This is a genomic window from Streptomyces sp. NPDC001513 (assembly GCF_042894695.1).
In the GTDB taxonomy this organism is placed as follows: domain Bacteria; phylum Actinomycetota; class Actinomycetes; order Streptomycetales; family Streptomycetaceae; genus Streptomyces.
This window is the reverse complement of record NZ_JBIAVU010000016.1, coordinates 87600-107691: the sequence shown is the minus strand read 5'-3', so window position 1 is coordinate 107691 and position 20092 is coordinate 87600. Positions and strand designations below refer to the sequence as shown.

Here is a 20092-nt window from a genome sequence, read left to right as displayed (position 1 = left end):
CCGCGCTGCGTAACGTCCCGGGTATGCGCGTACTCGTCACCGGAGGGGCCGGGTTCATCGGCTCCCACATCGTCACCGCCCTCAGGGGCCGCGGCCACGACCCCGTGGTCCTCGACGCCCTGCTGCCCGCCGCCCACCCCGGCACGCCGGCGCTGCCCGACGCGGAGTTCGTCCGGGCCGACGTACGGGACGCCGGCGCCGTACGGGCCGCGCTGCGCGGGGTCCACGCCGTGTGTCATCAGGCGGCCATGGTCGGACTCGGCAAGGACTTCGCGGACGCCCCCGAGTACGTCGGCTGCAACGACCTCGGCACGGCCGTACTGCTGGCGGAGATGGCGACCGCCGGGGTTCGGGAACTCGTCCTCGCCGGGTCGATGGTGGTCTACGGGGAGGGCCGCTACGCGTGCCCGCGCCACGGGGTGGTGCGCCCCGGCCCCCGGCTGACGGCCGACCTGGCGGCCGGCCGGTTCGAGCCGCGCTGTCCCGCGTGCGGGGCCGAGCTCGCGCCGGGGCTGGTCGGTGAGGACGCGCCGACCGATCCGCGCAACGTGTACGCCACCACGAAACTCGCGCAGGAGCACCTGGCGGCGGCGTGGGCGCGGTGCACGGACGGCCGGGCGGTCTCGTTGCGCTACCACAACGTGTACGGACCGGGGATGCCGCGTGACACCCCGTACGCGGGCGTCGCTTCCTTCTTCCGCTCCTCGCTCGCCCGGGGCGAGGCACCGCGCGTCTTCGAAGACGGCGCGCAGCGCCGGGACTTCGTGCACGTCGCGGACGTGGCCTCGGCCAACGCGGTGGCCCTGGAGGCGGTCGGCAGCGGGCCGGCCGGCACGCTGACCGCGTACAACACGGGCAGCGGGGAACCGCACACCGTCGGGGAGATGGCCGCCGAGCTGGCCTCCGCGCACGGCGGACCGGCCCCGGTGGTGACGGGGGAGTTCCGCCTCGGCGACGTACGGCACATCACCGCCGACTCCGCCCGGCTGCGTGCGGAGCTGGGCTGGCGTCCGGAGGTGGGCTTCGTCGAGGGGATGGCCGAGTTCGCCCGGGCCGGGCAGCGCGCGTCGGCGGGCACCGCCGGCTGAGCACGCGGGCGTCGTCTCCGGTCCGGTACGCGGTGCACCGGCCGGGTTCGGCCTACGCGGGGGCCGGGAGGGTCAGTTCGAAGCGGCATCCGCCGGGCACGTTGTGGACGTCGGCGTGGCCGGAGTGGGCCTCGACGATGCCCCGGACGATCGCCAGCCCCAGACCCGCGCCCGAGGGAGGCGTGCGCGCCTGTGACCCCCGCCAGCCGGTGTCGAAGACGCGCGGAAGGTCCTCCTCGGGGATCCCGCCGCAGGCATCGGTGACCGACAGGACGACCGCGTGCGCGCGGCGTTCCGCGGCGATCGCCACGGTCCCGTCGGCCGGGGTGTGGCGGATGGCGTTGACCAGCAGGTTGGACAGCACCCGCGTCATCTCCTTGCCGTCGACCTCGACCGGGAGCGGGGCGACGCTCCCGCCGGCCAGCCGTACGCCGTGCTCACGGGCCAGGGCATCGGCGCCCGCGAGCGCGTCGCCGACCAGGTCGTAGAGGGACATGCGGGTGGGGCTGAGGGACAGGGCCCCGGCATGGATGCGGGACAGCTCGAACAGGTCGGTGACCATGGAGTTGAGGCGCTCCACCTCGGCGCGCATCTGCTGGTGGTAGCGGGCCGGATCGGCCACCACGCCGTCTTCGAGCGCCTCCGACATCGCACGGAGCCCGGCCAGCGGGGTCCGCAGATCGTGCGAGATCCAGGCCACGAGCTCGCGCCGTGATGTCTCCAGGGCCCGCTCGCGGTCACGCGAGGCGGCGAGGCGTTCGCTCGTGAGGGCCAGTTCGCGGCTCAGCGCCGCGAGTTCGGCGGGGGCGGGCACGGCGGGAGCCGAGAAGGTGCCCTCCTCCCCGAAGTCGCGTGCCGCTCCGACGAGTTCCCGGATGCGCCGCACGACCTGCCGGCCCAGCAGCAGGGCCGTGCCCAGCGACACGGCGGCGGCCATCGCGACGACCGTGGTCACCACGGTGAGGTCGTGGGAGGACAGGAACATCGCCCAGGCCACCGCGAGCGTCCCCGCCAGCATCGCGGACACGGCGACCGCCGCGACGACCGCGAGGGACACGGCGACGCTGCGCCGCCGCAGGATCCGCAGGGCGACGGCGCCGAGCAGCCCGGCGCCCGCCGCTCCGAGGAAGGCGTACAGGGCGATCAGCAGCAGGTCACGCATGTCCGTCCGCCGCCACCCGGGTCCCGGCTGCGGACTCCGCGCGATCGGACGGGTACGGGCCCGCCTCGAAACGGTATCCGGCGCCCCATACCGTCCGGATCAGTTGCGGATCGGCCGGATCCTTCTCGATCTTGCTGCGGAGCCTGCGGACGTGAACGGTCACGGTGGAGAGGTCGCCGAAGTCCCAGCCCCAGACCTCGCGCATCAGCCGCTCCCGGTCGCAGACCTGCCCGGGATGCCGCAGGAAGTAGGCGAGGAGGTCGAACTCCCGGAGAGTGAGGGCCAGTTCCGCTCCGTCCCGCGTCGCCCGACGGGCCGCGGGGTCCACGGTCAGGCCGGCCGCCGCGAGCCGCGGCTCGTCGGCCGGGACGGCCGAGGACACCCTGCGCAGGACCGACCGTACGCGCAGGACCAGCTCGCGCGGGCTGAACGGCTTCGTCACGTAGTCGTCCGCGCCGACCTCCAGGCCGAGGATCCTGTCGTCCTCGTCACCGCGCGCGGTGAGCATGACCACGGCCACGGAGCGCGTCCCGTTCCCGTTCGCGCGCAGCCGACGGCAGACCTCCAGGCCGTCCATGCCGGGCAGCATCAGGTCCAGGACGACGAGGTCGGGCCGGTGCCGGGCGGCGGCCTCCAGCGCGGCCGGGCCGTCGGCCGCCCGGTGCACGGTGAACCCGGCCCGCTCCAGATAGCCGGCGACGACCTCCGAGACGGTCGGGTCGTCGTCCACGACCAGGACGCGGCCCGTGACGTCGCCGGGCACGGCGCGACGGTCGGGGCCGGGGCCGTGGTCAGGGCCAGGGCCGGTTTCGATGCTGGATGCCATGCCCCAAGAGTGACATCGCGCCCGTCCCGTGCGGACCCGGGCCTGCCGCCAGGCGACGCGGTGTCCGCGTTTCGTAAGGTCTTCGGGCGCCGTTCTTCGCCGTCCGGTTCCTACGGTGTGGAGGGTGACTTCTTCTGCTTGTCGTCCGCCCCGCGCGGACCTCGTACTGCCGTGCCTCGACGAGGCGGAGGCCCTGCCCTGGGTGCTGGCGCGGGTGCCGGCCGGGTGGCGGGCCATCGTCGTCGACAACGGCTCCACCGACGGCTCGGCGGACATCGCCCGCCGCCTCGGCGCCACCGTCGTGCACGAGAGCCGGCGCGGGTTCGGCGCCGCCTGTCATGCCGGGCTGCTCGCCGCGCGGGCCGATCTGGTCTGCTTCTGCGACTGTGACGCCTCCATGGACCCCGCGCTGCTCGCCGGCATGGCCGAGCGGGTCGCCGCCGGGGAGGTGGACCTGCTGCTCGGCCGGCGCCGCCCGCAAGGACGCGGCGCCTGGCCCGCCCACGCACGTGCCGGAAACATCGCCCTGGCCCGCATGCTGCGCCGCCGCACCGGCCTGCGGCTGCACGACCTCGGACCGATGCGGGTGGCGCGCCGCGCGGCGCTGCTCGGCCTGGAGCTGACCGACCGGCGCAGCGGCTACCCGCTCCAGATGGTCGTACGGGCCGCCGACGCGGGCTGGCGGGTGGCCGAGACGGACATCCCGTACCTGCCCCGCTCCGGAAAGTCCAAGGTCACCGGGACCTGGCGGGGGACCTGGCACGCCGTCCGCGACATGCGCCGGGTCCTGGCCGAGCCACCGGGCACCCGACCCGCACCGGCCGAGGGGATCGTGGCATGAGCACCCTCCTCGTCATCGCCAAGGCGCCCGTCGCGGGCCGCGTGAAGACCCGTCTGACCACCGCGTTCACCCCGCAGCAGGCAGCCGACCTGGCCCTCGCCTCGCTCCAGGACACCCTCGCGGCGGTCCTGGCCACGCCGGCCGGGCGCCGCGTGCTGGTCCTCGACGGCCGACCGGGGCCCTGGATCCCGGACGGCATCGAGGTCGTCCCGCAGGGTACGGGCGGCCTGGACGCCAGGCTGGCCGCCGCCTTCGCCCTGGCCGGCGGACCGGCCCTGCTGATCGGCATGGACACCCCGCAGGTCACCCCCGGCCTGCTCGCGCTCGGGCTCGACTTCACCGAGGCGGACGCCTGGTTCGGGCCCGCCGACGACGGAGGGTTCTGGGCGCTGGGCCTGGCCGACCCCGACCCGTCCCTGCTGCTCGGCGTTCCCATGTCCGTGGCGCACACCGGCGCGGTGCAGCGGCGGCGGCTGAGCGATGCCGGGCTGGCCGTACGCGACCTGCCCGAGCTCTGCGACGTGGACACCCCCGCCGACGCGCAACGGGTCGCGGCGGCCGCGCCGCGGACCCGGTTCGCCACACTGCACTCCGGCCTGTGCGCGGTGACCCGATGACGGCCCAGGTCACCGAACCGGCGACCGGTACCTGGCAGGCCGACCCGTACGCCGACGCGTTGCGCGCCGGCCAGGGCCCGCTCTATCTGCGTCGTCACGACGGCTGGCTGCTGCCGCTCGAAGTCGAGCGGTGGTGCGCCGAGCCCGACTCGGCCGACGACACCGTCCTGGCCCGATGTACCGGGCCCGTCCTCGACATCGGCTGCGGGCCGGGCCGGCTGGTCGCCGCCCTCGCCGGGCTCGGGCACACGGCCCTCGGTGTGGACGTCACCCCCGAGGCGGTGGCCCGTACCGTGCGGGCGGGTGGCAGCGCATTGTGCCGGTCGGTGTTCGACCCGCTTCCCTGCCAGGGCAGTTGGGGCACGGTCCTGCTCATCGACGGCAACATCGGAATCGGCGGCGACCCCGCGGCCCTGCTGCGCCGCGCCGCCGAACTGACCGCGCCCGGCGGCTCCCTGCTGGTGGAGGTGGCCGCGGCCGACGTGGACGAACGCGTCGAGGTGTACGTCGAGGACGGCAACGGCGGCCGCGGAGCGTCCTTCTGGTGGGCTCGGCTCGGCACCCGCGCCCTGTGCGCCGAGGCGAAGGCCGCGCACTGGATCCCGTACGACACCTGGCAGTCCGCGGGCCGGCACTTCGTGCACCTCACCCGCTGACGGATGCCGCGCGGGGAACCGCCGTGGTGGGATCCGCAGCAGTACGGATCCCACCACGGCGGTTCTCTGCGCAGGGTGGGCCGACGCCCCCGATCAGGCGCGTCGGCCCACCCTGCGCAGCACGGCACGTGTGCCGGCGTAGGCGAGGGTGAGCAGCGCGATGGCCGCCATGGCGAGCAGCCAGTTGCGCAGGTAGTCCAGCGGCAGGACGGTGGGGTTGGCCACGCCTCCGGGCCGCAGGAGCGGGGGCAGGGCGATCACGGTGAGCGAGCCCGCGACGATCAGGGCCCCGCGCGGGATCCCGCGCAGGCGCAGCCCCGCCGCGGCGGCGAGGGCACCGATCGCGAGCACGAGGGGGACGACGAACCCGTCGTGCACCACGACCGCTCCCCCGAGCCAGACGGCGATCCGCCACGGCTCGCGCTGCCCGAGGAGCAGCCACCCGCCCCAGGCCGCCGACAGCAGCCCCAAGGCCCCTGCCACGTAGCGCCCGTTCATCACGCGACCTCCAGTCGGCCGACCCACTTGGTCTGCAGGACACCGGGCCGGTTCGGGGCGATGATCCGCGCCGGGTAGCCGTGGTCCAGGGACAGCACCGCGCCGTTGAGGCGCAGCGCGAGCAGCGTGAGCGGGTCCTGTGCGTACTGACGGCCCATGTCCATCACCCGGTAGGCGCCGGCCGCCTCCAGGGACACCACGCGGGCCCGCGCTCCCGGGCCGCCACCCGCGCGCTCCAGCAGGTCCCGTACCCGTACGCCGGTCCAGTGGGCGGACTTGCTCCATCCCTCGACGCAGGCGATGGGCAGGGTCACCTCGTGCTGCGGCATGGCGCGCAGCTCGTCCAGGGTCAGGGTGTACGGGCGGGGCCCGTCCACGGTCAGCCGCCACGCGGCCAGCGAGGCCTCGGTGACACGGGCCGCGGCTGCCGTCCGGTTCACGGGCAGTCCCTGGATCCCGTGGTCGGGGCTGCGGGGGCCGAACAGTTCCAGCGAACCGAGCGCGGTCACGGACTGTCCCACGGTGGTGAGCGTCACCGCTCCGACCGCGGCCGTGACGCCGAGGAGGAGCTGGCGCCGGTCCGGCCCGTCGGCTTCGGGCAGGGCCAGGGTTCCGGGGGAACGGCGCGTGAAGTGGTCCCGGATCTTCGGCCATTGCACGGCGACGTGCAAGACCAGCGAGCCGATCAGGAGCCAGCCGACCGCGTAGTGCACGGGAACGAAGTCGAAGGGCCAGGGATACCACTGGAAGGTGTTCAGCAGGCCGGTGAACAGCTCGAACAGTCCGGCGGCGACGAGAACGGCCACCGAGATCCGCTCCAGTGCGTGGAGCGCCGAGCGCACCGGGGGCCAGGCGAACAGCCGTGGGTAGACCGCCCACAGTTTGGCCAGCAGGAGCGGGATGGCGGCGGTCCCGGACGCCACGTGCAGGCCCTGGGTCAGCCGGTAGCCCCAAGAGGGCCGGCTCGGCAGCCGGTCGGCCAGCCATCCCGGCGGGTGCTGGAGGTAGTGGCTCAGTACACCGGTCGCGAAGCAGACGACCATGGCCAGGCCCAGCCAGCGGCCGATCGCGGTCGCGGTACGGGCATCGTGCAGGCGCGCCTTGAAGGTGACGGGCGGCCGGGGAGGAAGGGGGAAACGCATGCCTCCATCACACCCCCGCACGGCACGCGCAGGTTGCCGGAACACCTTACGAAACACGGACGTCCGGGGCGCCACCGAGCAACGGAGGGCCGATTCCTGGAACGCTTCCGCAGGTGAAACCCCTTACCGCCCTCTCCCTCGCTCTCGCTGTCACGCTCGCCGCGCTGACGACGGTCCTCGTCCTCACCGTCCGGTACGGGGGCTACTTCAGCGATCCGGTCGGCCTGTTCTGCTGGTACGCGGCCTGCTGGGTGCTCTTCGCCGTGGCCCTGTCGGCGCTGCGCCGGGTCCCGGCCCGCCATGTCGCGTGGTGGATCACGGCCGGGGCCGTCGCCGTCACGGTGACCGGGCTGGTGGGGCCGCCGCGGACCAGCACCGACTCCTACCGCTACGCCTGGGACGGCCGCGTCCAGTCCGCCGGCGTGTCCCCCTACGACCACACCCCGCAGGACCCGGCGCTCGCCCGGCTGCGCGACCCGTGGCTCTTCCCGACGGGCACCGCCTGTGCCGGCCCGGATCTTGCAGGTGTCCCCCACACCGGCGGCACACCCCACTGCACCCGTATCAACAGGCCTGCCGTGCACACCATCTACCCGCCCGTCGCCGAGGCCTACTTCCTCGTCGTCGACCAGCTCTCCCCGACGGGCACCCGGCACAAGCCGCTCCAGATCGGCGCCGGGCTCCTCTCCCTCGGCGTGACCGGAGCGACCCTGCTGATCCTTCGGCGGCGCGGCAGTGACCTCCGCAAGGCCGCGTACTGGGCCTGGTGCCCGGCCGTCCCCATCGAGGCCGTGAACAACGCGCACGTCGACGTCCTCGGCGCCCTCCTCGCGGTCGTCGGCCTCGGCCTCGTATCCGCCCGGGCCATGAGCCGACGGGCATCGGGCGGCCTGCTGATCGGCGCCGCCATCGCCACGAAACTGATGCCCGCCGTCGTCCTCCCCGGCGCCCTGTCAGGGGTCCGCCGCGTCCGCGACGCGGCCGCCGTGCTGCTGCCCGCCGCGTCGTTCGCCGTACTCGCCTACCTCCCGTACGTCCTGCTCTCGCACGGATCGGTCTTCGGCTACCTCGGCGGCTACGTGCAGGAGGAGGGCTACGACGACCCCTCGGCCGGGTCCCGGTACGCCCTGCTGCGCCTGGTCCTGCCCGACGCCTGGGCGTTTCCCGTACTGGTCGTCATCGTCGCGGGCGTGTCCCTGTACGTGATGGGGCGCGGGGACCCGCGGCGTCCGTGGAGCGGCGCCCTTCTGGTCACCGGCTGGGCCTTCGCCCTCCTCACGCCCGGCTACTCCTGGTACTCCCTGCTCCTGGTCGCGCTCGTGGCCCTGGACGGGCGCTGGGAGTGGCTGGGCATGGCGCTCGCGGGCGCCGCGGTCTACGTACTAGGCGCAAGGTTCGGCCATCAGGCGGCGCTGAGCACCCTCGCGTACGGCGCCGCGGCGGCCCTGGTCCTCGTGATGACCCGCGCCCGGCGGCGGGCCCGTGGGCGGGGGCGGCGCCGCTCGGCCGGGGGCCGGCCGGAAGCGGCGTCCGCGTGGAGCGGCTTCAGGCGCGGAGCCTGGCCGCCGCCAGGGCGTCCTTGACCTCCTGCACCACGCGGGCCGCGTCCTCGGCGTTGTTCACCACATCGGTGTGGTTCATGTCGATGATGAGGACTTCGCTGGCCGAGTAGTGCTTGTGCACCCAGTCGTCGTAGCCGGACCACAGGGTCCGGTAGTACTCGACGAGGCTCTCGTCCTGCTCGAAATCACGGCCCCGCAGCCCGATGCGGTGCAGCACCGTCTCGAAGTCCGCCTTGAGGTAGACCATGAGATCGGGTGCCTTGCGGTACGGCAGGCCGTCGATCTCGCGCATCATCTCGTTGAGCAGTCCGTCGTACACCTGCATCTCGAGGGAGCTGATCCGGCCCAGGTCGTGGTTGACCTTGGCGAAGTACCAGTCCTCGTAGATGGACCGGTCCAGGACGTTGTCGCCCTGCTTGTACGCCTCCTTGATCGAGGCGAACCGCGTCTGCAGGAAGTAGAGCTGGAGCAGGAAGGGGTAGCGCTTGGCCTGGATCTCCTCGGGGCTCGCCGTGTAGAAGAGCGGGAGGATCGGGTTGTCTGCCACGCTCTCGTAGAAGACTTCGCTGCCCAGCTCCTTGGCGAGCAGTTCGGCAACGCTCGTCTTGCCGATCCCGATCATGCCTCCGACGCAGATCACTGACATACCTCACTTCTCCCTGGGTTTCTTCTGATCGCGGGCGGGTGGGCTGGACACCCCACACCACTGAGACGCGTGCCAGCGGTCATTGGATTCCCAAAGATCTTCATGATCGACGCCATGTGGTCCCCGTCCCGGACCGAAGCCCTGGCCCGGGCCCCCCTCCGCGAGCGGCCGGACCGACCGTTCCGCAGTTGCCACGCGCGGTGACGAGTCACCGCCCCGCAACCGCCTTGAAGTTTAGACGACGCATCGCCCCACCCAGGGCCGAGCGCCGGCCCCGCCCATCCCCGATCGCCGCCGCCGACGTCCCCGGTCGGCGGCGGCGATCGGGCTGCTCACGGTTCAGGGCGCGAGGATGCCGTCGCAGGCGATCGGCAGGTGGCGCGGGCCGCGCAGGACCGCGTTCTGGCGGTACGGCGGCGGGTCCTCCAGCAGGCGCGGGTTCTCCAGCCGGCGGGCCAGTTCGCTCAGTGCCAGCTGGGCCTCCAGGCGTGCCAGCGGGGCGCCGAAGCAGCTGTGGATGCCGCTGCCGAGGCCGAGGTGCTGGATGTCCTTGCGGTCGGGGTCGAAGCGGTCCGGGTTCTCGAAGCGCTTCGGGTCGCGGTTGCCGGACGCCAGGATCAGCGAAACCGTGGCGCCCTTGGGGATGTGCACCCCGGCCACCTCGATGTCGTCGAGCGTGCTGCGCCGGGGAATCAGCTGCACGGGCGGTTCGTACCGCAGCAGTTCCTCGACGATCGGCACGGACAGCTCCGGGTCCTCGCGGAGCCGTTGGAGCACGTCCGGGTGGCGCAGCAGGGTCAGCATGCCGTTCGTGATGAGGTTGACCGTGGTCTCGTGGCCCGCGATCAGCAGCAGCGCCGCGGTGCTGATGACCTCCAGCGTGCTCATGGCCCCGTCCGGTTCCTCATTGGCGGCCGCCAGCTGGGACAGCATGTCCTCGCCCGGGTTCTTGCGGCGCTCCTCGATCAGCCCGGCCAGGTACATGCCGAGCTCTATCTGCGCGTCGGACGCGCCCTTGCGTTTCACGGTGGGGTCGGCGTCCGGGGCGGGGTCCAGGCTGGCGGCAATGGTGTCGGCCCAGCCGTGGAACTTCGGCTCGTCCTCGTGCGGCACGCCCAGCAGCCGGCAGATCACCGTCACCGGGAAGGGGTAGGAGAACTGGTCGACCAGGTCGATCCGCTCCAGGGAGTCCGCGCCGGCGATGCCGTCGATGAGCCCGGTGACGATGCCGCCGAGCTCGCCGCGCATGTCGTGGACCCTGTGCGGGGAGTGCGGTGGCCCGAAGGGCCGGTTCGTGATGCGGCGCAGCCGGTCGTGGTCCGGCGGATCGAGCTTGAGGAAGACGGGCGGCAGGGCCGAGTCGTCCCCTTCGTCCTGTGCCAGCGGGTCGCTCGTGGGATCCGCCAGATTGCGCGGGTCGGAGCTGATGCGCGGATCGTGCAGCAGGCTGTGGATCTCGTGGTAGGTGCTGACGACGTACGGCCCGTCCTCGTCGTGGAACACCGGTGTCTTGCGCAGCTCCTCGTACAGCGGGTACGGATCGGCGCGGTTGGCGTAGTCGATGATCTGCCGGAGCATGGCTCGACTCATGGCGTGTCCTCGTGGGGCTCGCGGGATCGGGGCGTGGGAGGGCGCCCGGATCGGCGCCTCCGGGCCCGGCTTTTCCCAGCATGCACGGAGGCCCCGGGGATCGCCTGCCGGGCCACGAAACCGCAGGTCACACCCTCGCAGCCGGGCCGACGGGCCTCCTGTCCACCTTTACGCACCCGACCGCCGAAGAACTGCGCTCCGGTCGCCCGAAGGGCACCGCCGCGATGCGCGACGCCTGGTACCTCACGGCCTTGGACGTACGGACCGGCGAGCGGGTGTGGAGCCGACTGGTCGGCTCCGGCCCCGGCCGTCCGATCTCCGCCCGACCACCGCCCGACCGCCGTCCGACCCGCCGACCGACCCGCCGACCGACCCGCCGACCGGCTCTCTGACGGGGCCCGGACGTGTGACAGTCCCCGGCCACGCCGAGGTACGGGGCATGAACCGCGCCCTACACGGTTACCCCTTCCCCGGGTCCCAGCGCCCTCGGCGTAGGAGCGCAGCAGAGCCTGACGGCATCGCCTCAGGCCGCGTGCCGCACCACGGAGGGCACCGCGAACGGCTTCACGAAAGGCACGACGATGAGACGGCGCAGCACGCGTCACCGGGGATTGAGCTCCCTTGTCACCCTTGCCCTGACCGGCGTGGCGGCGGCGACCGCCACGGTCCCGGCCCACGCGGTCTCGGTGCCGTGTGACACCGCGGCCTTGATCGCCGCGATCAACAACGCCAACCTGAACGTGGACACGGTCATCGACCTGGAGCCGTACTGCCTCTACGAGGTCACGGCTCCCTACATGGCCTTGGCCGACGACGGGCTTCCGCCCATCACCAACGCCAACGGCGTGACGATCAACGGTCACCACGCGACCATCAAGCGCGTGAGCGCCGCGCCCTTCCGCCTGTTCGAGGTGGGAACCTCCGCGACGGTTCTGGGCAAGCTGACACTCAACGACCTGACGGTCATGAACGGGCAGCCCTCCGGCACCAGCGGCGGCGGCGCCGTGCTGGTCAACCGCAACAGCACCTTCGCCGGGACCAACGTCGCCTTCCAGGGAGGAACGGCGAACATCGGCGGCGGCATCAGGTTCCTGCCCGGCACCACGGGAACCCTGACCAAGAGCCGCATCTCGGACAACCGCACCAGCGGCGGGGCGAGCAACGGGGGCGGACTGTACTCCGAAGGCCAGGTCACCCTCGTCAAGACCCACATCACGAGCAACCGTGCGCGGATCGGCGGCGGTATCGGGCATGCTATGGGGACGCTCACCATCAACGGGGGCAGCATCAAGCACAACACCGCCTTCGACAACGGCGGCGGCATCGACTCCGACGGACGCGGCACCTTGAACGTGACGGGGACCGCCATCACCGACAACCGCGTCACCACCGGCGGTCAGGGGACGGGCACCGGCGGCGGGGTGCAGATCGGCTTCGGGGGCACTCAGACGTTCAGGAACGCCACCATCGAGGGCAACACCGTGACCGTCCGGGCGTCGGACGACGGCGGGGGCGGCATCTTCACCCTGGGCGGAGCGCTCACGCTGGACCACACCAAGGTGAAGGGGAACAAACTCATCGGGGAAGCCGGCCACGGCGCGGGAATCAGCGCGCTGGGGGGCACCGTGCAGCTCCTGAACGGGTCGGCCGTCACCGGGAACCTCGCCGCCGGCCGCTACTCGCTGGGCGGCGGAATCTATACGGCGAACCTCTTCGGCACCGCCCCGGCGGTGACCGTGAGCAAGTCCGCGATCGACCGCAACAAGGTCTCCGGTACGGGTTCACGCGGCGCCGGCATCTACAACGCGGGCGGCACCTACCAACTGACCGACTCCTCGGTGCGGTTCAACGTCGCGCCCGACGCCCCCGCGCCCGGCGGCATCTGGACGATCACCCCGATCACCGCGGTCACGAACACCACGATCACCGACAACGCGCCGACCAACTGCCGCTACAGCCCGGCGGCCGTGACCTCCTGCGTCGGCTGACCTCTCCCCCGCCAACGCCCCGCGGCCCCGCCCCGAGAGGGGGGCGGGGCCGCGGGGCTTCGTACGTCCATCGATAGACGGCCGCGAGCCGGATCGTCCCGACAGCGGGGCACGGCCGGCGCAGGGGTCCCCGGGGCGCGGGGCACGCCTTCGCCGGCCGTGCCGGGTATCAGCTCGAAGCGACGAACGTGGCGTAGACGGCGCCGTTCTCACCGCTGTTGCCGTTGGAGATCACCGGGACGCTCGCGGCCGTGTCGGTGTTCGCGGCTGCCCAGCTGCCGCCACCGCCGCCGCCACCACCGGTGATGGCCTCACCGCCGCCACCGCCTCCGCCGCCACCGCCCCAGCCACCGCCGCCGCCTCCGCCGCTGCCGTAGTTGGTGCCGTTGGTCCGCCACTCGCCCTCGCCGCCCTGCCCGGCATTGCCGAAGAAGAGCGAGGAGTTGTTCGTCCAGCTCGCCCCGGCATTGGGGCCGTTGCTGGTGTGGACCGGGCCGCCGAGACCGCCGATGCCGTCGATGCCGCTGGTCCCGGCCTTGTGGTCCACCCCGGAGCCGCCACGGCCGCCCGAACCGCCGTCACCGCTGCTGCCGCCGCTGCCGCCCGCACCGGTACGCGTCAGGCTGCCGGTGGTCGCCTTGCCGTCACTGCCCGCGGATCCGGCCGAGATGATCTGTCCCGAGACCGCGGTGCCTCCGTTGCCTCCGGCGCCGCCGTTCCCGTTGGCATTGCCCTGGCCGCCCCCGCCGCCGCCGGCGGCATCGGCGAGCAGGTTGGTCGTGGTGCATGTGCCGTAGCCCGCGATGCACGGGTTCTGCGTGGTCAGGTCCACGCCGGAGACCAGCGTGGAGGCGCCCCCGCGGCCGCCGGCGGACGTCGCGCCGAGCTGACCGACGTAGTAGTACAGGGTGTCTCCGAACGCGGTCCGGAAATTCGCGATCGACGTCACGGTCTGCGCCTTGCCGCCGTAGCCGCCGTCACCGCCCCGGTAGAGGCCGCCGCCGTTGCTGCCGTACCGCCCGGCACCGCCGTACGCCGTCACGACCAGGGGCGTGGTCAAGGTCAGCGAGGCCTGTGTCTCGGCCTGCGCGGCCGCCAGCAGAGCCGTGGTGTCGTACGAGGAGGCGCCGTCCGGCAGGAGGCAGGACACCACACCGGTCTGGATCTCGCCGCACGAGATGTCGGTCGTCGTAGCCGAGGCGGTCGGTGCGGAGAGTGCCAGGATGGAGGCCAGGCATGCGCCGGTCCCCAGGGTTTTGACGACCCATTCCGATCTGAGCATGAAATTCCCTTCAGGGGCGGGCGGATGGGCCCGGCGTGCGGTCACGGCGCGCATTGTGCGACGGCCGTTACGGTGGCGTTCTCCGTCGAGTTGTTCAGGACGGTGACGGTCCAGGTGTTGGGGGTGGCCGCCCGGGAGTTCAGCAGGACCTGCACCGCGCCGCTCATCAGGTACCCGCCGCTGACGAGCGTGCTCCTGGCCGGGCAGGTGGCGAACATGGTGCCCTCCTCGGTGGGGACCACGGTGATGGGATCACCGACGACCTCGAAGGTGGACGCGGGCCCGGCGGGTCCGGCGGGTCCGGCCGGGCCCTGCGGGCCGGGAGGACCCGGACGCTTGTGCCCGTCGTCGCCTTCGTGCCCGCCATCGCCTTCGTGGCCTTCGTGGCCTTCGTTGCCTTCGTCTTGCGGCGGTCCGTCCTCACGGTGCGCCGGCGGCCGGCCGTAAGGAGGGCCCGGCAGATAGGAACCGCAGTCCAGCCAGGGCGGACAAAGACTGTTCGGCTCGGGGTCCGCCTGCACCAGGGACGAGGGCCTCGGTGTCTGCACCGGGGCCGCCGTCGCGGTACCGGAGAGCCCGGCCACGGACACGGCGAGCACTGCGAAAGCCCCGCAGGCTTGGGGAATCCGCCGACTGGTCAGCGGCCCCGTACGGCCGCGCCGAGGGAGATCAGAGCGCATCAAAGAGCTTCTGCTTTCTGGGGTGAGGAGCGAGCGGGTCGCGGCATCGTTACCCTCTGGGGACTCTTCCGCGTCCGCTCTGCTCCCTATTGAGTGACTGTCATACGGCGCCCGGCCTAGGGCCACTCGGCGCACGCACCACGGAACGCCGTCGTGTCGCGGTCAGATCTCGGGGGACACCTCGGGGGACACCTCGGGCGAGTCCCCGTGCGGCTTCTCGTGCGGGTTCTCGTGCGCGTCTTCGCGGGCGCTCTCGCGGGCGTCCTCGTGCGCGTCTTCCTCGTGCGTGTCGTCCTCGTGGGGCTTGGCGACCGGCTTCCCGTGGGGGCCCTCACCAGGACCGTGGCCGGGCTTGTGGTGCCATTCGCCTTCGGGCGCGACCACCCTGAAGGGGATGGACTGCCACAGCTGAGAGCCGTGTCCGGCGAGCTCCAGGCGGTACTCGCCCCGGAGGTGGTGATAGCGGCCGTGCCGCTCGGGGACCCTGACCGTGCCGGAGACCTCGCCTTCGGCGTTCGCGAGGAGGATCGCGAGGGTGACGATGCGCCGGCCGGCGCGCGGGTCGCCGTTCCCGTCGAATCCCTCCACGGCGCGGGTTTCATCGGCCCGGCCTTCCGGGATCAGCCGTACGTACACCTCCTCGTTCGGCCAGTAGCGGCTCGCGGACACGGTGAAGCTCTCGCCGTGCGCCACGGTGCTGCGGTCGACGGTGATGGTGGAGAAGGGGGCCGGGTTGACCGCGGCCGGCGGCGCTGCCGACGCTACGGCCGGGCCCGCGCTCAGTACTGCGGCTCCGGCCGCCAGCGCGACGAGCCATCGCGGGTTTCGGGGCATGGTGGGGTGGTCTCCTTCGGAAGCGGAGGGCACGCCGGGCTGTTCTTCGAACACCGGCCCGCGATTCGTAGACACGTGCGCACCGAACCAAACAGGCGCGCCCTGCGGCTCCCCGGGACGGTCGCGGTCTGCCACTCGTACGGTCGGCAGCCGCGAGGCAAGGGCTTCCCCGTCGGCTCGTTTGCGACAATGGCACCGAGCGAGGTGGGGAGGGGCGCCGTGAACGAGTCGGCCGGACGACCACGGACCGAGGGGCGCGCCGCTGACGGCCGCGCCGAGCGCGGCCGTCAGTCCCGGGTGAAGATCGCCGAGGCGGTCCTGTCCCTGCTCGACGACGGGGAGTCCACCTTCCCCGCCGAGCGGGTGGCCGAGCGCGCGGGCGTGTCCCGACGCCTGGTGTTCCACCACTTCGCCGACATGTCCGAGCTTGTGGAGACGGCCATCACCCGCCGCCTGGAACAGTTGATCGAGCAGATCAAGCCGCTCCCGACGTCCGGTCCGCGCGCCACTCGGGTGGCGGCCCTCACGGAACAGCGCGCACGGATCCTGGAGTGGATCACACCGGCCCAGCTGACCCTGATGCGCCTGGCGACGCCGGGTGACCGCGTCGCCGAGGTCACCCGAGAGGTGCTGGACCTCGCCCGGGCGCGACTGGCCGAGATCTTCGCGGAGGAACTCGAACGCCTGCCCGCGTCACGCAGGTCCGAAGTGCTCCACGGCCTCGACGCGGTGACGACCTGGGGCGCCTGGTACCACTGGCGCAGCAGCGGCCTGAGCGCCGAATCGGCCGCCAGGACCATGGAGACGGCCGTGCACGCCCTGCTCGCCACCACCGACCAGCCCCCAGCCGACAGCTAGGCCCCTCGTACGCGACTGATCCCCGCCTCGCGGGCGGGGATCGGGTCATCGGCTGCCGGACGGGGCGCCGGTGCGGCGCGGGTCGGCGGCCGTGCGGTCATTCATCGGCCGCCAGGGTGAGGGTGCAGCTGGACCAACCGGTGCAGTCCCGCTCCGACAGTTCCTGTTCCTGCTCCTGCGGAAGCAGCTCCAGGGCGTTCAGGTCGATCGTCGTCTCGTTCATCGTCTTGCCTCTCTGATCCCCCGGTTGCCTCTCTCATCCCCCGCCTCTCGGGTCACCTCGACCCAACACATGGTCGATACCCCGACAAATCGATAAAACACCGGACTTGGGGATTTCTTTGCACTTGGAGTGCAAATACTTACCTTGGGCTGTGTCCGGGCCGACAGGAGGGGGTGCCGGTGCGGGCATAGACTGGTGAGCTGCGCATACGCACCGTGATCCGCCGAGGATCCGAGAGAGCGCTGGTCCCCCATGACCTCGAATCCGCATCCCGCCGCCCCGCCGGGGGACGTGTCGGCCGATTCGCTCCTGCTGCTCGATGTCGCCCGTGCGGTGCTGGGCCGCTCCGGAGGTCAGCGGTGGACACTGCAGCCGACGGAGTCGTGGTGCTTCGTGCGGCCTCCGGGTCCCGCCGTGCGGCGCAAGCACGGATGGAAGCTCCACGTCTCGGCGACGCCGCTGTCGGCCGCCCTCGTCCTCGCCCGCTCGGCGGAGGTGCTCACCCGCCGCTCGGCCTCCTTCAAGTTCGCCGTCGATCTGGAGCGGGTCATCCGGCTGGGGGACGTCTGGCACGACCGGGGCACGGGCGGGAAGTTCATCACCGTCTACCCGGAGGACGATGACCGGTTCCGCGTCCTGGCGAGCGAGTTGGACGCCGCGACGGCCGGACTGAGCGGCCCGAGGATCCTGTCCGACCGGCCGGTGCGGCCCGGCAGCCTCGTCTTCTTCCGGTACGGGCAGTTCAGCGGCGAGATGGTCCTGACCGACGACGGTGTCCTCGAACCGTGGATGACCGGCCCCGACGGCAGCAGGGTCAAGGACGAGCGCGCCGCGGGGTTCGCCTTCCCGCCCTGGGCCACGTACCCCTTTCCCGATGCATCCGTCACCCCCGCTCCGGCGGCCGCACCGGTGCTGCTCGGGGGCAGGTTCAAGGTGCTGCGGGCCGTCCGGCACGCGAACAAGGGCGGCGTCTACCGGGCGTTGGACGAGCGGACGGGCCTCGAAGTCATCGTCAAGCACGCGCGGGCCCACGTAGGCGCCCGCCTGGACGGAACCGATGTGCGCGACCGGCTGCGGGACGAGGCAAGGATGCTGGACCAGCTCGCACCGCTGGGGGTCACACCCGAGAAGCTCCAACTGTTCGAAGAGCAGGGAGACTTGTTCCTCGCCGAGGAACTGGTGCCCGGACAGCCCCTGCACCTGTGGCAGTCGGCGCGCGCCCGGGAGGGCGGACCGGGCGCGGACGAGGCCGCCGCCATGGTCGCGCGGCTGGTGACCCTGGTGCGGACCGTTCACGAGGCGGGCTTCGTGATCCGCGACCTCAAGCCGCACAACGTCATGGTCGGCCCGTCCGGGGAGCTCCGCCTGATCGACACGGAGTACGTCATCGAAGCGGGGCAGGAGCGCGCCCCGGCGTACACGCGGGGGTTCGCCGCACCCGAGGTCAGGGCCCTGGGCCTGCACGCATCGGCTGCGGAGTCCACCGAGGTCGCCGGACCGGAGGCGGACCGCTTCAGCCTGGGGGTGGTCCTCTTCTCGCTTCTGACCGACCTCGATCCGCGGTGGGCGGCCGGCTGGACCGACGGCGCCGACAGCCTGGCAGACGGGCAGCGGCCGCTCCCGCTGATCGCCCTCGCCCATCCCCCGCTGGCTCCGTTCGGCGAGCTGATCGACGGGCTGACCCGGACCGACCCCGGCACCCGGTGGACCCTCCCGCACGCCCTGGCCTGGCTGTCCGGACCGAACGGGCCGAACGGGCCGAGCACCGGTACGCCCGAAACCGCGGCCCCGGCCCCAGCCACGCCCCCGCGGGCCGCGCTGCCCCCGTACCGGCCGGACGCGATCGACCGGCTGCTCGACGACGGCCTCGCCCACCTGCAACGCACCATGACCCCGTGGCGCGCCACCCTCTGGCCCGCACCGGAATGGAACGTGCCGCGCAGCGATCCCTGCAACACCTGGAACGGCGCGGCCGGCGTGCTCGCCACCCTGACCCACGCCGCGCAGGCACGAGGCGACACCTCCCTGCTCACCACGGTGGCCGAGGCCGCCCGCTGGCTCGACGAGCGCCTGTTCAGCGTGGACCGGCTGCTGCCCGGCCTGTGCTTCGGCCGTTCCGGCACGGCCTGGGCGCTCTACGACGCCGCTCGGCTGCTCGGTGACACGGCCATGGCCGATCGGGCGATCGCGCTCGCCGGGCGGCTCCCGAGCCGGTGGCCGAGTCCCGACGTCACGCACGGCCTCTCCGGGGCGGGTACCGCGTGCCTGCACCTGTGGCAGGCCACCGCCGACGAGTCCCTCCTCGACGCGGCGTTCGCCCGCGCCGATGCCGTGCTGGACGCCGCCGACCGGACGGACGGCGACTGGACCTGGCCGACCTCCCGCGCCACGGACTCCGTACTCGCCGGGGCGCACACGTACGGGTTCGCCCACGGGACAGCGGGCGTCGGGGCGTTCCTCCTGGCCGCCGCGGCCGCGGCCGAGGTCCGCGGGCACACCGGAGAGGCCGGCCGGTTCGCAGCCGCCGCCCTCGGCGCGGGCGACACGCTCGTCCGCGTCGCCCGGGTCGAGGACGGCCGGGCCGCATGGCCGGCCGAAGTGGGCGGCGAGCCGCAGTTCCGGCCGAGCACCCAGTGGTGCAACGGGCCCGCGGGCATCGGCACCTTCCTCATCCGGCTGTGGGCGGCGACCGGCCGGCAGCACTTCGCGGACCTCGCCGAACAGGCCGCGGCGGCCGGCGTGAGCGATCCGTGGCGTGCGATCGCGGGCGCGTGCTGCGGAAACGCCGGGACCGGCCACTTCCTCCTGGACCTGGCCGAGATCACGGGCGAGGCCCGCTACCGCGCACAGGCCGAGGGCCTCGCCGCGGTCATCGACGCCCAGCACTGCGCATCCGACGGGCTGCGCCTCGTCGCCGATGCCACGAGCGGCTCCGAGTACGGCAACGGGGCGGCGGGGATCCTCGACTTCCTCCTGCGCCTGCGCCACGGCGGCACTCGCCCGTGGACGGTGTCATGGCCTCCCGCACCGTCCACCGCCGAGGCCTAAGCCGTCTCGTCCTGCTCCTGCCGGGCCTGCGTACCGTGCGACAGCCGGCCGTGCAGGGCGGGGCCGCCGACGGCCACCACGACGAACAGGAACACGGCAGTGATCATGGTCGGTTCCGCGAACCGCAGGCCGACGAGCCAGTCGACGAGCAGAGCCACGGCCACGAGGAGCACCTTCCCCGCCACCAGAGCGAAGAACAGGCCGCGGTCGAGCGTGGCCCTGCCGGTGCGGGCGAGACGGCGGCCGACGAAGCGTCCGGCCACGCTGACGCAGAGCACCACCACGAGGACGCGCAGTGCGTGCTCCCAGGCGGGCATGTCCCCGCCGAAGACCCACACGGCGGCCACGGCCGCGCCCGCGGCGGCGTAGGCGGCGGACACGCGCACGGTTCCGCCGCGACGACCTGCGCGGACACGGTTGGGCCCAGCGGACGCTCGGGCGGTGTGGACAGACATGTCTCGCCTTTCGTTACGGACAGCGAACAAATCCTGCGAACATCTACGAACAGCTACGAATAGCGACAAAACAACTTGCACTTCGAGTGTCATATC

General features: G+C 72.7%; 19 protein-coding genes. 8 read left to right on the top strand and 11 right to left on the bottom strand.

Annotation, left to right across the window (positions count from 1 at the left end; all coding sequences use genetic code 11):
* Positions 1-23: 23 nt before the first annotated feature.
* Positions 24-1088 carry an NAD-dependent epimerase/dehydratase family protein gene (locus tag ACFYZ4_RS31750; RefSeq protein ID WP_390785461.1) on the top strand — a complete coding sequence of 355 codons (1065 nt, stop codon included), beginning with the start codon at positions 24-26 and terminating at the stop codon, positions 1086-1088.
* Positions 1089-1140: 52 nt separating this feature from the next.
* Here the strand turns inward: ACFYZ4_RS31750 and ACFYZ4_RS31745 are convergent, their stop codons facing one another.
* Together ACFYZ4_RS31745 and ACFYZ4_RS31740 are read right to left on the bottom strand one after the other, a co-directional pair.
* Positions 1141-2250 (bottom strand): sensor histidine kinase, encoded by a 1110-nt coding sequence (locus tag ACFYZ4_RS31745; RefSeq protein ID WP_390785460.1) that lies wholly within the window; start codon positions 2248-2250, stop codon positions 1141-1143.
* A complete protein-coding gene (locus ACFYZ4_RS31740) occupies positions 2243-3076 on the bottom strand; it encodes a response regulator transcription factor (protein ID WP_390785459.1) in 834 nt (277 codons plus the stop codon). The genes ACFYZ4_RS31745 and ACFYZ4_RS31740 overlap by 8 nt, the downstream gene beginning before the upstream one ends.
* Before the next feature lie 124 nt (positions 3077-3200).
* Here ACFYZ4_RS31740 and ACFYZ4_RS31735 point away from each other — a divergent pair, with 124 nt between their 5' ends.
* From ACFYZ4_RS31735 to ACFYZ4_RS31725, 3 genes are read left to right on the top strand one after another with little or no spacing between them, the layout of a single operon-like run.
* Positions 3201-3917, top strand: a complete 717-nt coding sequence (locus tag ACFYZ4_RS31735) for a glycosyltransferase family 2 protein (protein ID WP_390785458.1) — start codon at positions 3201-3203, stop codon at positions 3915-3917.
* The gene (locus ACFYZ4_RS31730; protein ID WP_390785457.1) at positions 3914-4534 is read left to right on the top strand and encodes a DUF2064 domain-containing protein; all 621 of its coding nucleotides are present in this window, start codon (positions 3914-3916) and stop codon (positions 4532-4534) included. Before ACFYZ4_RS31735 ends, ACFYZ4_RS31730 begins: the two co-directional genes overlap by 4 nt.
* Complete coding sequence (locus ACFYZ4_RS31725; RefSeq protein ID WP_390785456.1) at positions 4531-5190, top strand: class I SAM-dependent methyltransferase; 660 nt, start codon at positions 4531-4533, stop codon at positions 5188-5190. The genes ACFYZ4_RS31730 and ACFYZ4_RS31725 overlap by 4 nt, the downstream gene beginning before the upstream one ends.
* A 93-nt stretch (positions 5191-5283) precedes the next feature.
* Here the strand turns inward: ACFYZ4_RS31725 and ACFYZ4_RS31720 are convergent, their stop codons facing one another.
* Entirely contained in the window at positions 5284-5688 is a 405-nt protein-coding gene (locus ACFYZ4_RS31720) for a hypothetical protein (protein WP_390785455.1), read from the bottom strand.
* Positions 5688-6830 (bottom strand): molybdopterin-dependent oxidoreductase, encoded by a 1143-nt coding sequence (locus tag ACFYZ4_RS31715; RefSeq protein ID WP_390785454.1) that lies wholly within the window; start codon positions 6828-6830, stop codon positions 5688-5690. Before ACFYZ4_RS31715 ends, ACFYZ4_RS31720 begins: the two co-directional genes overlap by 1 nt.
* Before the next feature lie 113 nt (positions 6831-6943).
* On the opposite strand from ACFYZ4_RS31715, the gene ACFYZ4_RS31710 reads away from it, so the two are divergent.
* Positions 6944-8413: a glycosyltransferase family 87 protein gene (locus ACFYZ4_RS31710; protein ID WP_390785453.1), complete on the top strand. Its 1470-nt coding sequence runs from the start codon at positions 6944-6946 to the stop codon at positions 8411-8413.
* On the opposite strand, the gene ACFYZ4_RS31705 is transcribed toward ACFYZ4_RS31710, so the two are convergent.
* Positions 8376-9038: a deoxynucleoside kinase gene (locus tag ACFYZ4_RS31705; protein ID WP_351298638.1), complete on the bottom strand. Its 663-nt coding sequence runs from the start codon at positions 9036-9038 to the stop codon at positions 8376-8378. The genes ACFYZ4_RS31710 and ACFYZ4_RS31705 overlap by 38 nt on opposite strands.
* Positions 9039-9377: 339 nt before the next feature.
* The gene (locus ACFYZ4_RS31700) at positions 9378-10628 is read right to left on the bottom strand and encodes a cytochrome P450 (protein ID WP_351290178.1); all 1251 of its coding nucleotides are present in this window, start codon (positions 10626-10628) and stop codon (positions 9378-9380) included.
* 644 nt (positions 10629-11272) lie between these two features.
* Between ACFYZ4_RS31700 and ACFYZ4_RS31695 the strand changes: the two genes are divergently transcribed.
* Positions 11273-12616: a hypothetical protein gene (locus tag ACFYZ4_RS31695; protein WP_351290180.1), complete on the top strand. Its 1344-nt coding sequence runs from the start codon at positions 11273-11275 to the stop codon at positions 12614-12616.
* 169 nt (positions 12617-12785) lie between these two features.
* On the opposite strand, the gene ACFYZ4_RS31690 is transcribed toward ACFYZ4_RS31695, so the two are convergent.
* The 3 genes from ACFYZ4_RS31690 to ACFYZ4_RS31680 form a co-directional block, all read right to left on the bottom strand.
* Positions 12786-13898: a hypothetical protein gene (locus ACFYZ4_RS31690; RefSeq protein ID WP_351290182.1), complete on the bottom strand. Its 1113-nt coding sequence runs from the start codon at positions 13896-13898 to the stop codon at positions 12786-12788.
* Between the two features lie 41 nt (positions 13899-13939).
* Positions 13940-14497, bottom strand: a complete 558-nt coding sequence (locus ACFYZ4_RS31685) for a hypothetical protein (protein ID WP_390785452.1) — start codon at positions 14495-14497, stop codon at positions 13940-13942.
* Positions 14498-14740: 243 nt separating this feature from the next.
* On the bottom strand, positions 14741-15412 hold the full coding sequence (locus tag ACFYZ4_RS31680; protein ID WP_390785451.1) for a hypothetical protein: 672 nt from the start codon (positions 15410-15412) through the stop codon (positions 14741-14743).
* Positions 15413-15631: 219 nt separating this feature from the next.
* Here ACFYZ4_RS31680 and ACFYZ4_RS31675 point away from each other — a divergent pair, with 219 nt between their 5' ends.
* Positions 15632-16270 carry a TetR/AcrR family transcriptional regulator gene (locus ACFYZ4_RS31675; protein WP_390785450.1) on the top strand — a complete coding sequence of 213 codons (639 nt, stop codon included), beginning with the start codon at positions 15632-15634 and terminating at the stop codon, positions 16268-16270.
* Positions 16271-16367: 97 nt separating this feature from the next.
* Here the strand turns inward: ACFYZ4_RS31675 and ACFYZ4_RS31670 are convergent, their stop codons facing one another.
* Positions 16368-16493 (bottom strand): ALQxL family class IV lanthipeptide, encoded by a 126-nt coding sequence (locus ACFYZ4_RS31670; protein WP_351290190.1) that lies wholly within the window; start codon positions 16491-16493, stop codon positions 16368-16370.
* Between the two features lie 252 nt (positions 16494-16745).
* Here ACFYZ4_RS31670 and lanL point away from each other — a divergent pair, with 252 nt between their 5' ends.
* Entirely contained in the window at positions 16746-19541 is a 2796-nt protein-coding gene (lanL, locus tag ACFYZ4_RS31665; protein WP_390785449.1) for a class IV lanthionine synthetase LanL, read from the top strand.
* On the opposite strand, the gene ACFYZ4_RS31660 is transcribed toward lanL, so the two are convergent.
* Complete coding sequence (locus ACFYZ4_RS31660) at positions 19538-19921, bottom strand: hypothetical protein (RefSeq protein WP_384350958.1); 384 nt, start codon at positions 19919-19921, stop codon at positions 19538-19540. The genes lanL and ACFYZ4_RS31660 overlap by 4 nt on opposite strands.
* Positions 19922-20092: the final 171 nt, after the last annotated feature.

What these genes read in the sequence shown, in the direction of transcription:
- ACFYZ4_RS31750 (WP_390785461.1), top strand. Translation starts at nt 24, where the DNA reads ATGCGCGTACTCGTCACCGGAGGGGCCGGGTTCATCGGCTCCCACATC.
- ACFYZ4_RS31745 (WP_390785460.1), bottom strand. Translation starts at nt 2,250, where the DNA reads ATGCGTGACCTGCTGCTGATCGCCCTGTACGCCTTCCTCGGAGCGGCG.
- ACFYZ4_RS31740 (WP_390785459.1), bottom strand. Translation starts at nt 3,076, where the DNA reads ATGGCATCCAGCATCGAAACCGGCCCTGGCCCTGACCACGGCCCCGGC.
- ACFYZ4_RS31730 (WP_390785457.1), top strand. Translation starts at nt 3,914, where the DNA reads ATGAGCACCCTCCTCGTCATCGCCAAGGCGCCCGTCGCGGGCCGCGTG.
- ACFYZ4_RS31725 (WP_390785456.1), top strand. Translation starts at nt 4,531, where the DNA reads ATGACGGCCCAGGTCACCGAACCGGCGACCGGTACCTGGCAGGCCGAC.
- ACFYZ4_RS31720 (WP_390785455.1), bottom strand. Translation starts at nt 5,688, where the DNA reads ATGAACGGGCGCTACGTGGCAGGGGCCTTGGGGCTGCTGTCGGCGGCC.
- ACFYZ4_RS31715 (WP_390785454.1), bottom strand. Translation starts at nt 6,830, where the DNA reads ATGCGTTTCCCCCTTCCTCCCCGGCCGCCCGTCACCTTCAAGGCGCGC.
- ACFYZ4_RS31705 (WP_351298638.1), bottom strand. Translation starts at nt 9,038, where the DNA reads ATGTCAGTGATCTGCGTCGGAGGCATGATCGGGATCGGCAAGACGAGC.
- ACFYZ4_RS31700 (WP_351290178.1), bottom strand. Translation starts at nt 10,628, where the DNA reads ATGAGTCGAGCCATGCTCCGGCAGATCATCGACTACGCCAACCGCGCC.
- ACFYZ4_RS31690 (WP_351290182.1), bottom strand. Translation starts at nt 13,898, where the DNA reads ATGCTCAGATCGGAATGGGTCGTCAAAACCCTGGGGACCGGCGCATGC.
- ACFYZ4_RS31680 (WP_390785451.1), bottom strand. Translation starts at nt 15,412, where the DNA reads ATGCCCCGAAACCCGCGATGGCTCGTCGCGCTGGCGGCCGGAGCCGCA.
- ACFYZ4_RS31670 (WP_351290190.1), bottom strand. Translation starts at nt 16,493, where the DNA reads ATGAACGAGACGACGATCGACCTGAACGCCCTGGAGCTGCTTCCGCAG.
- lanL (WP_390785449.1), top strand. Translation starts at nt 16,746, where the DNA reads ATGACCTCGAATCCGCATCCCGCCGCCCCGCCGGGGGACGTGTCGGCC.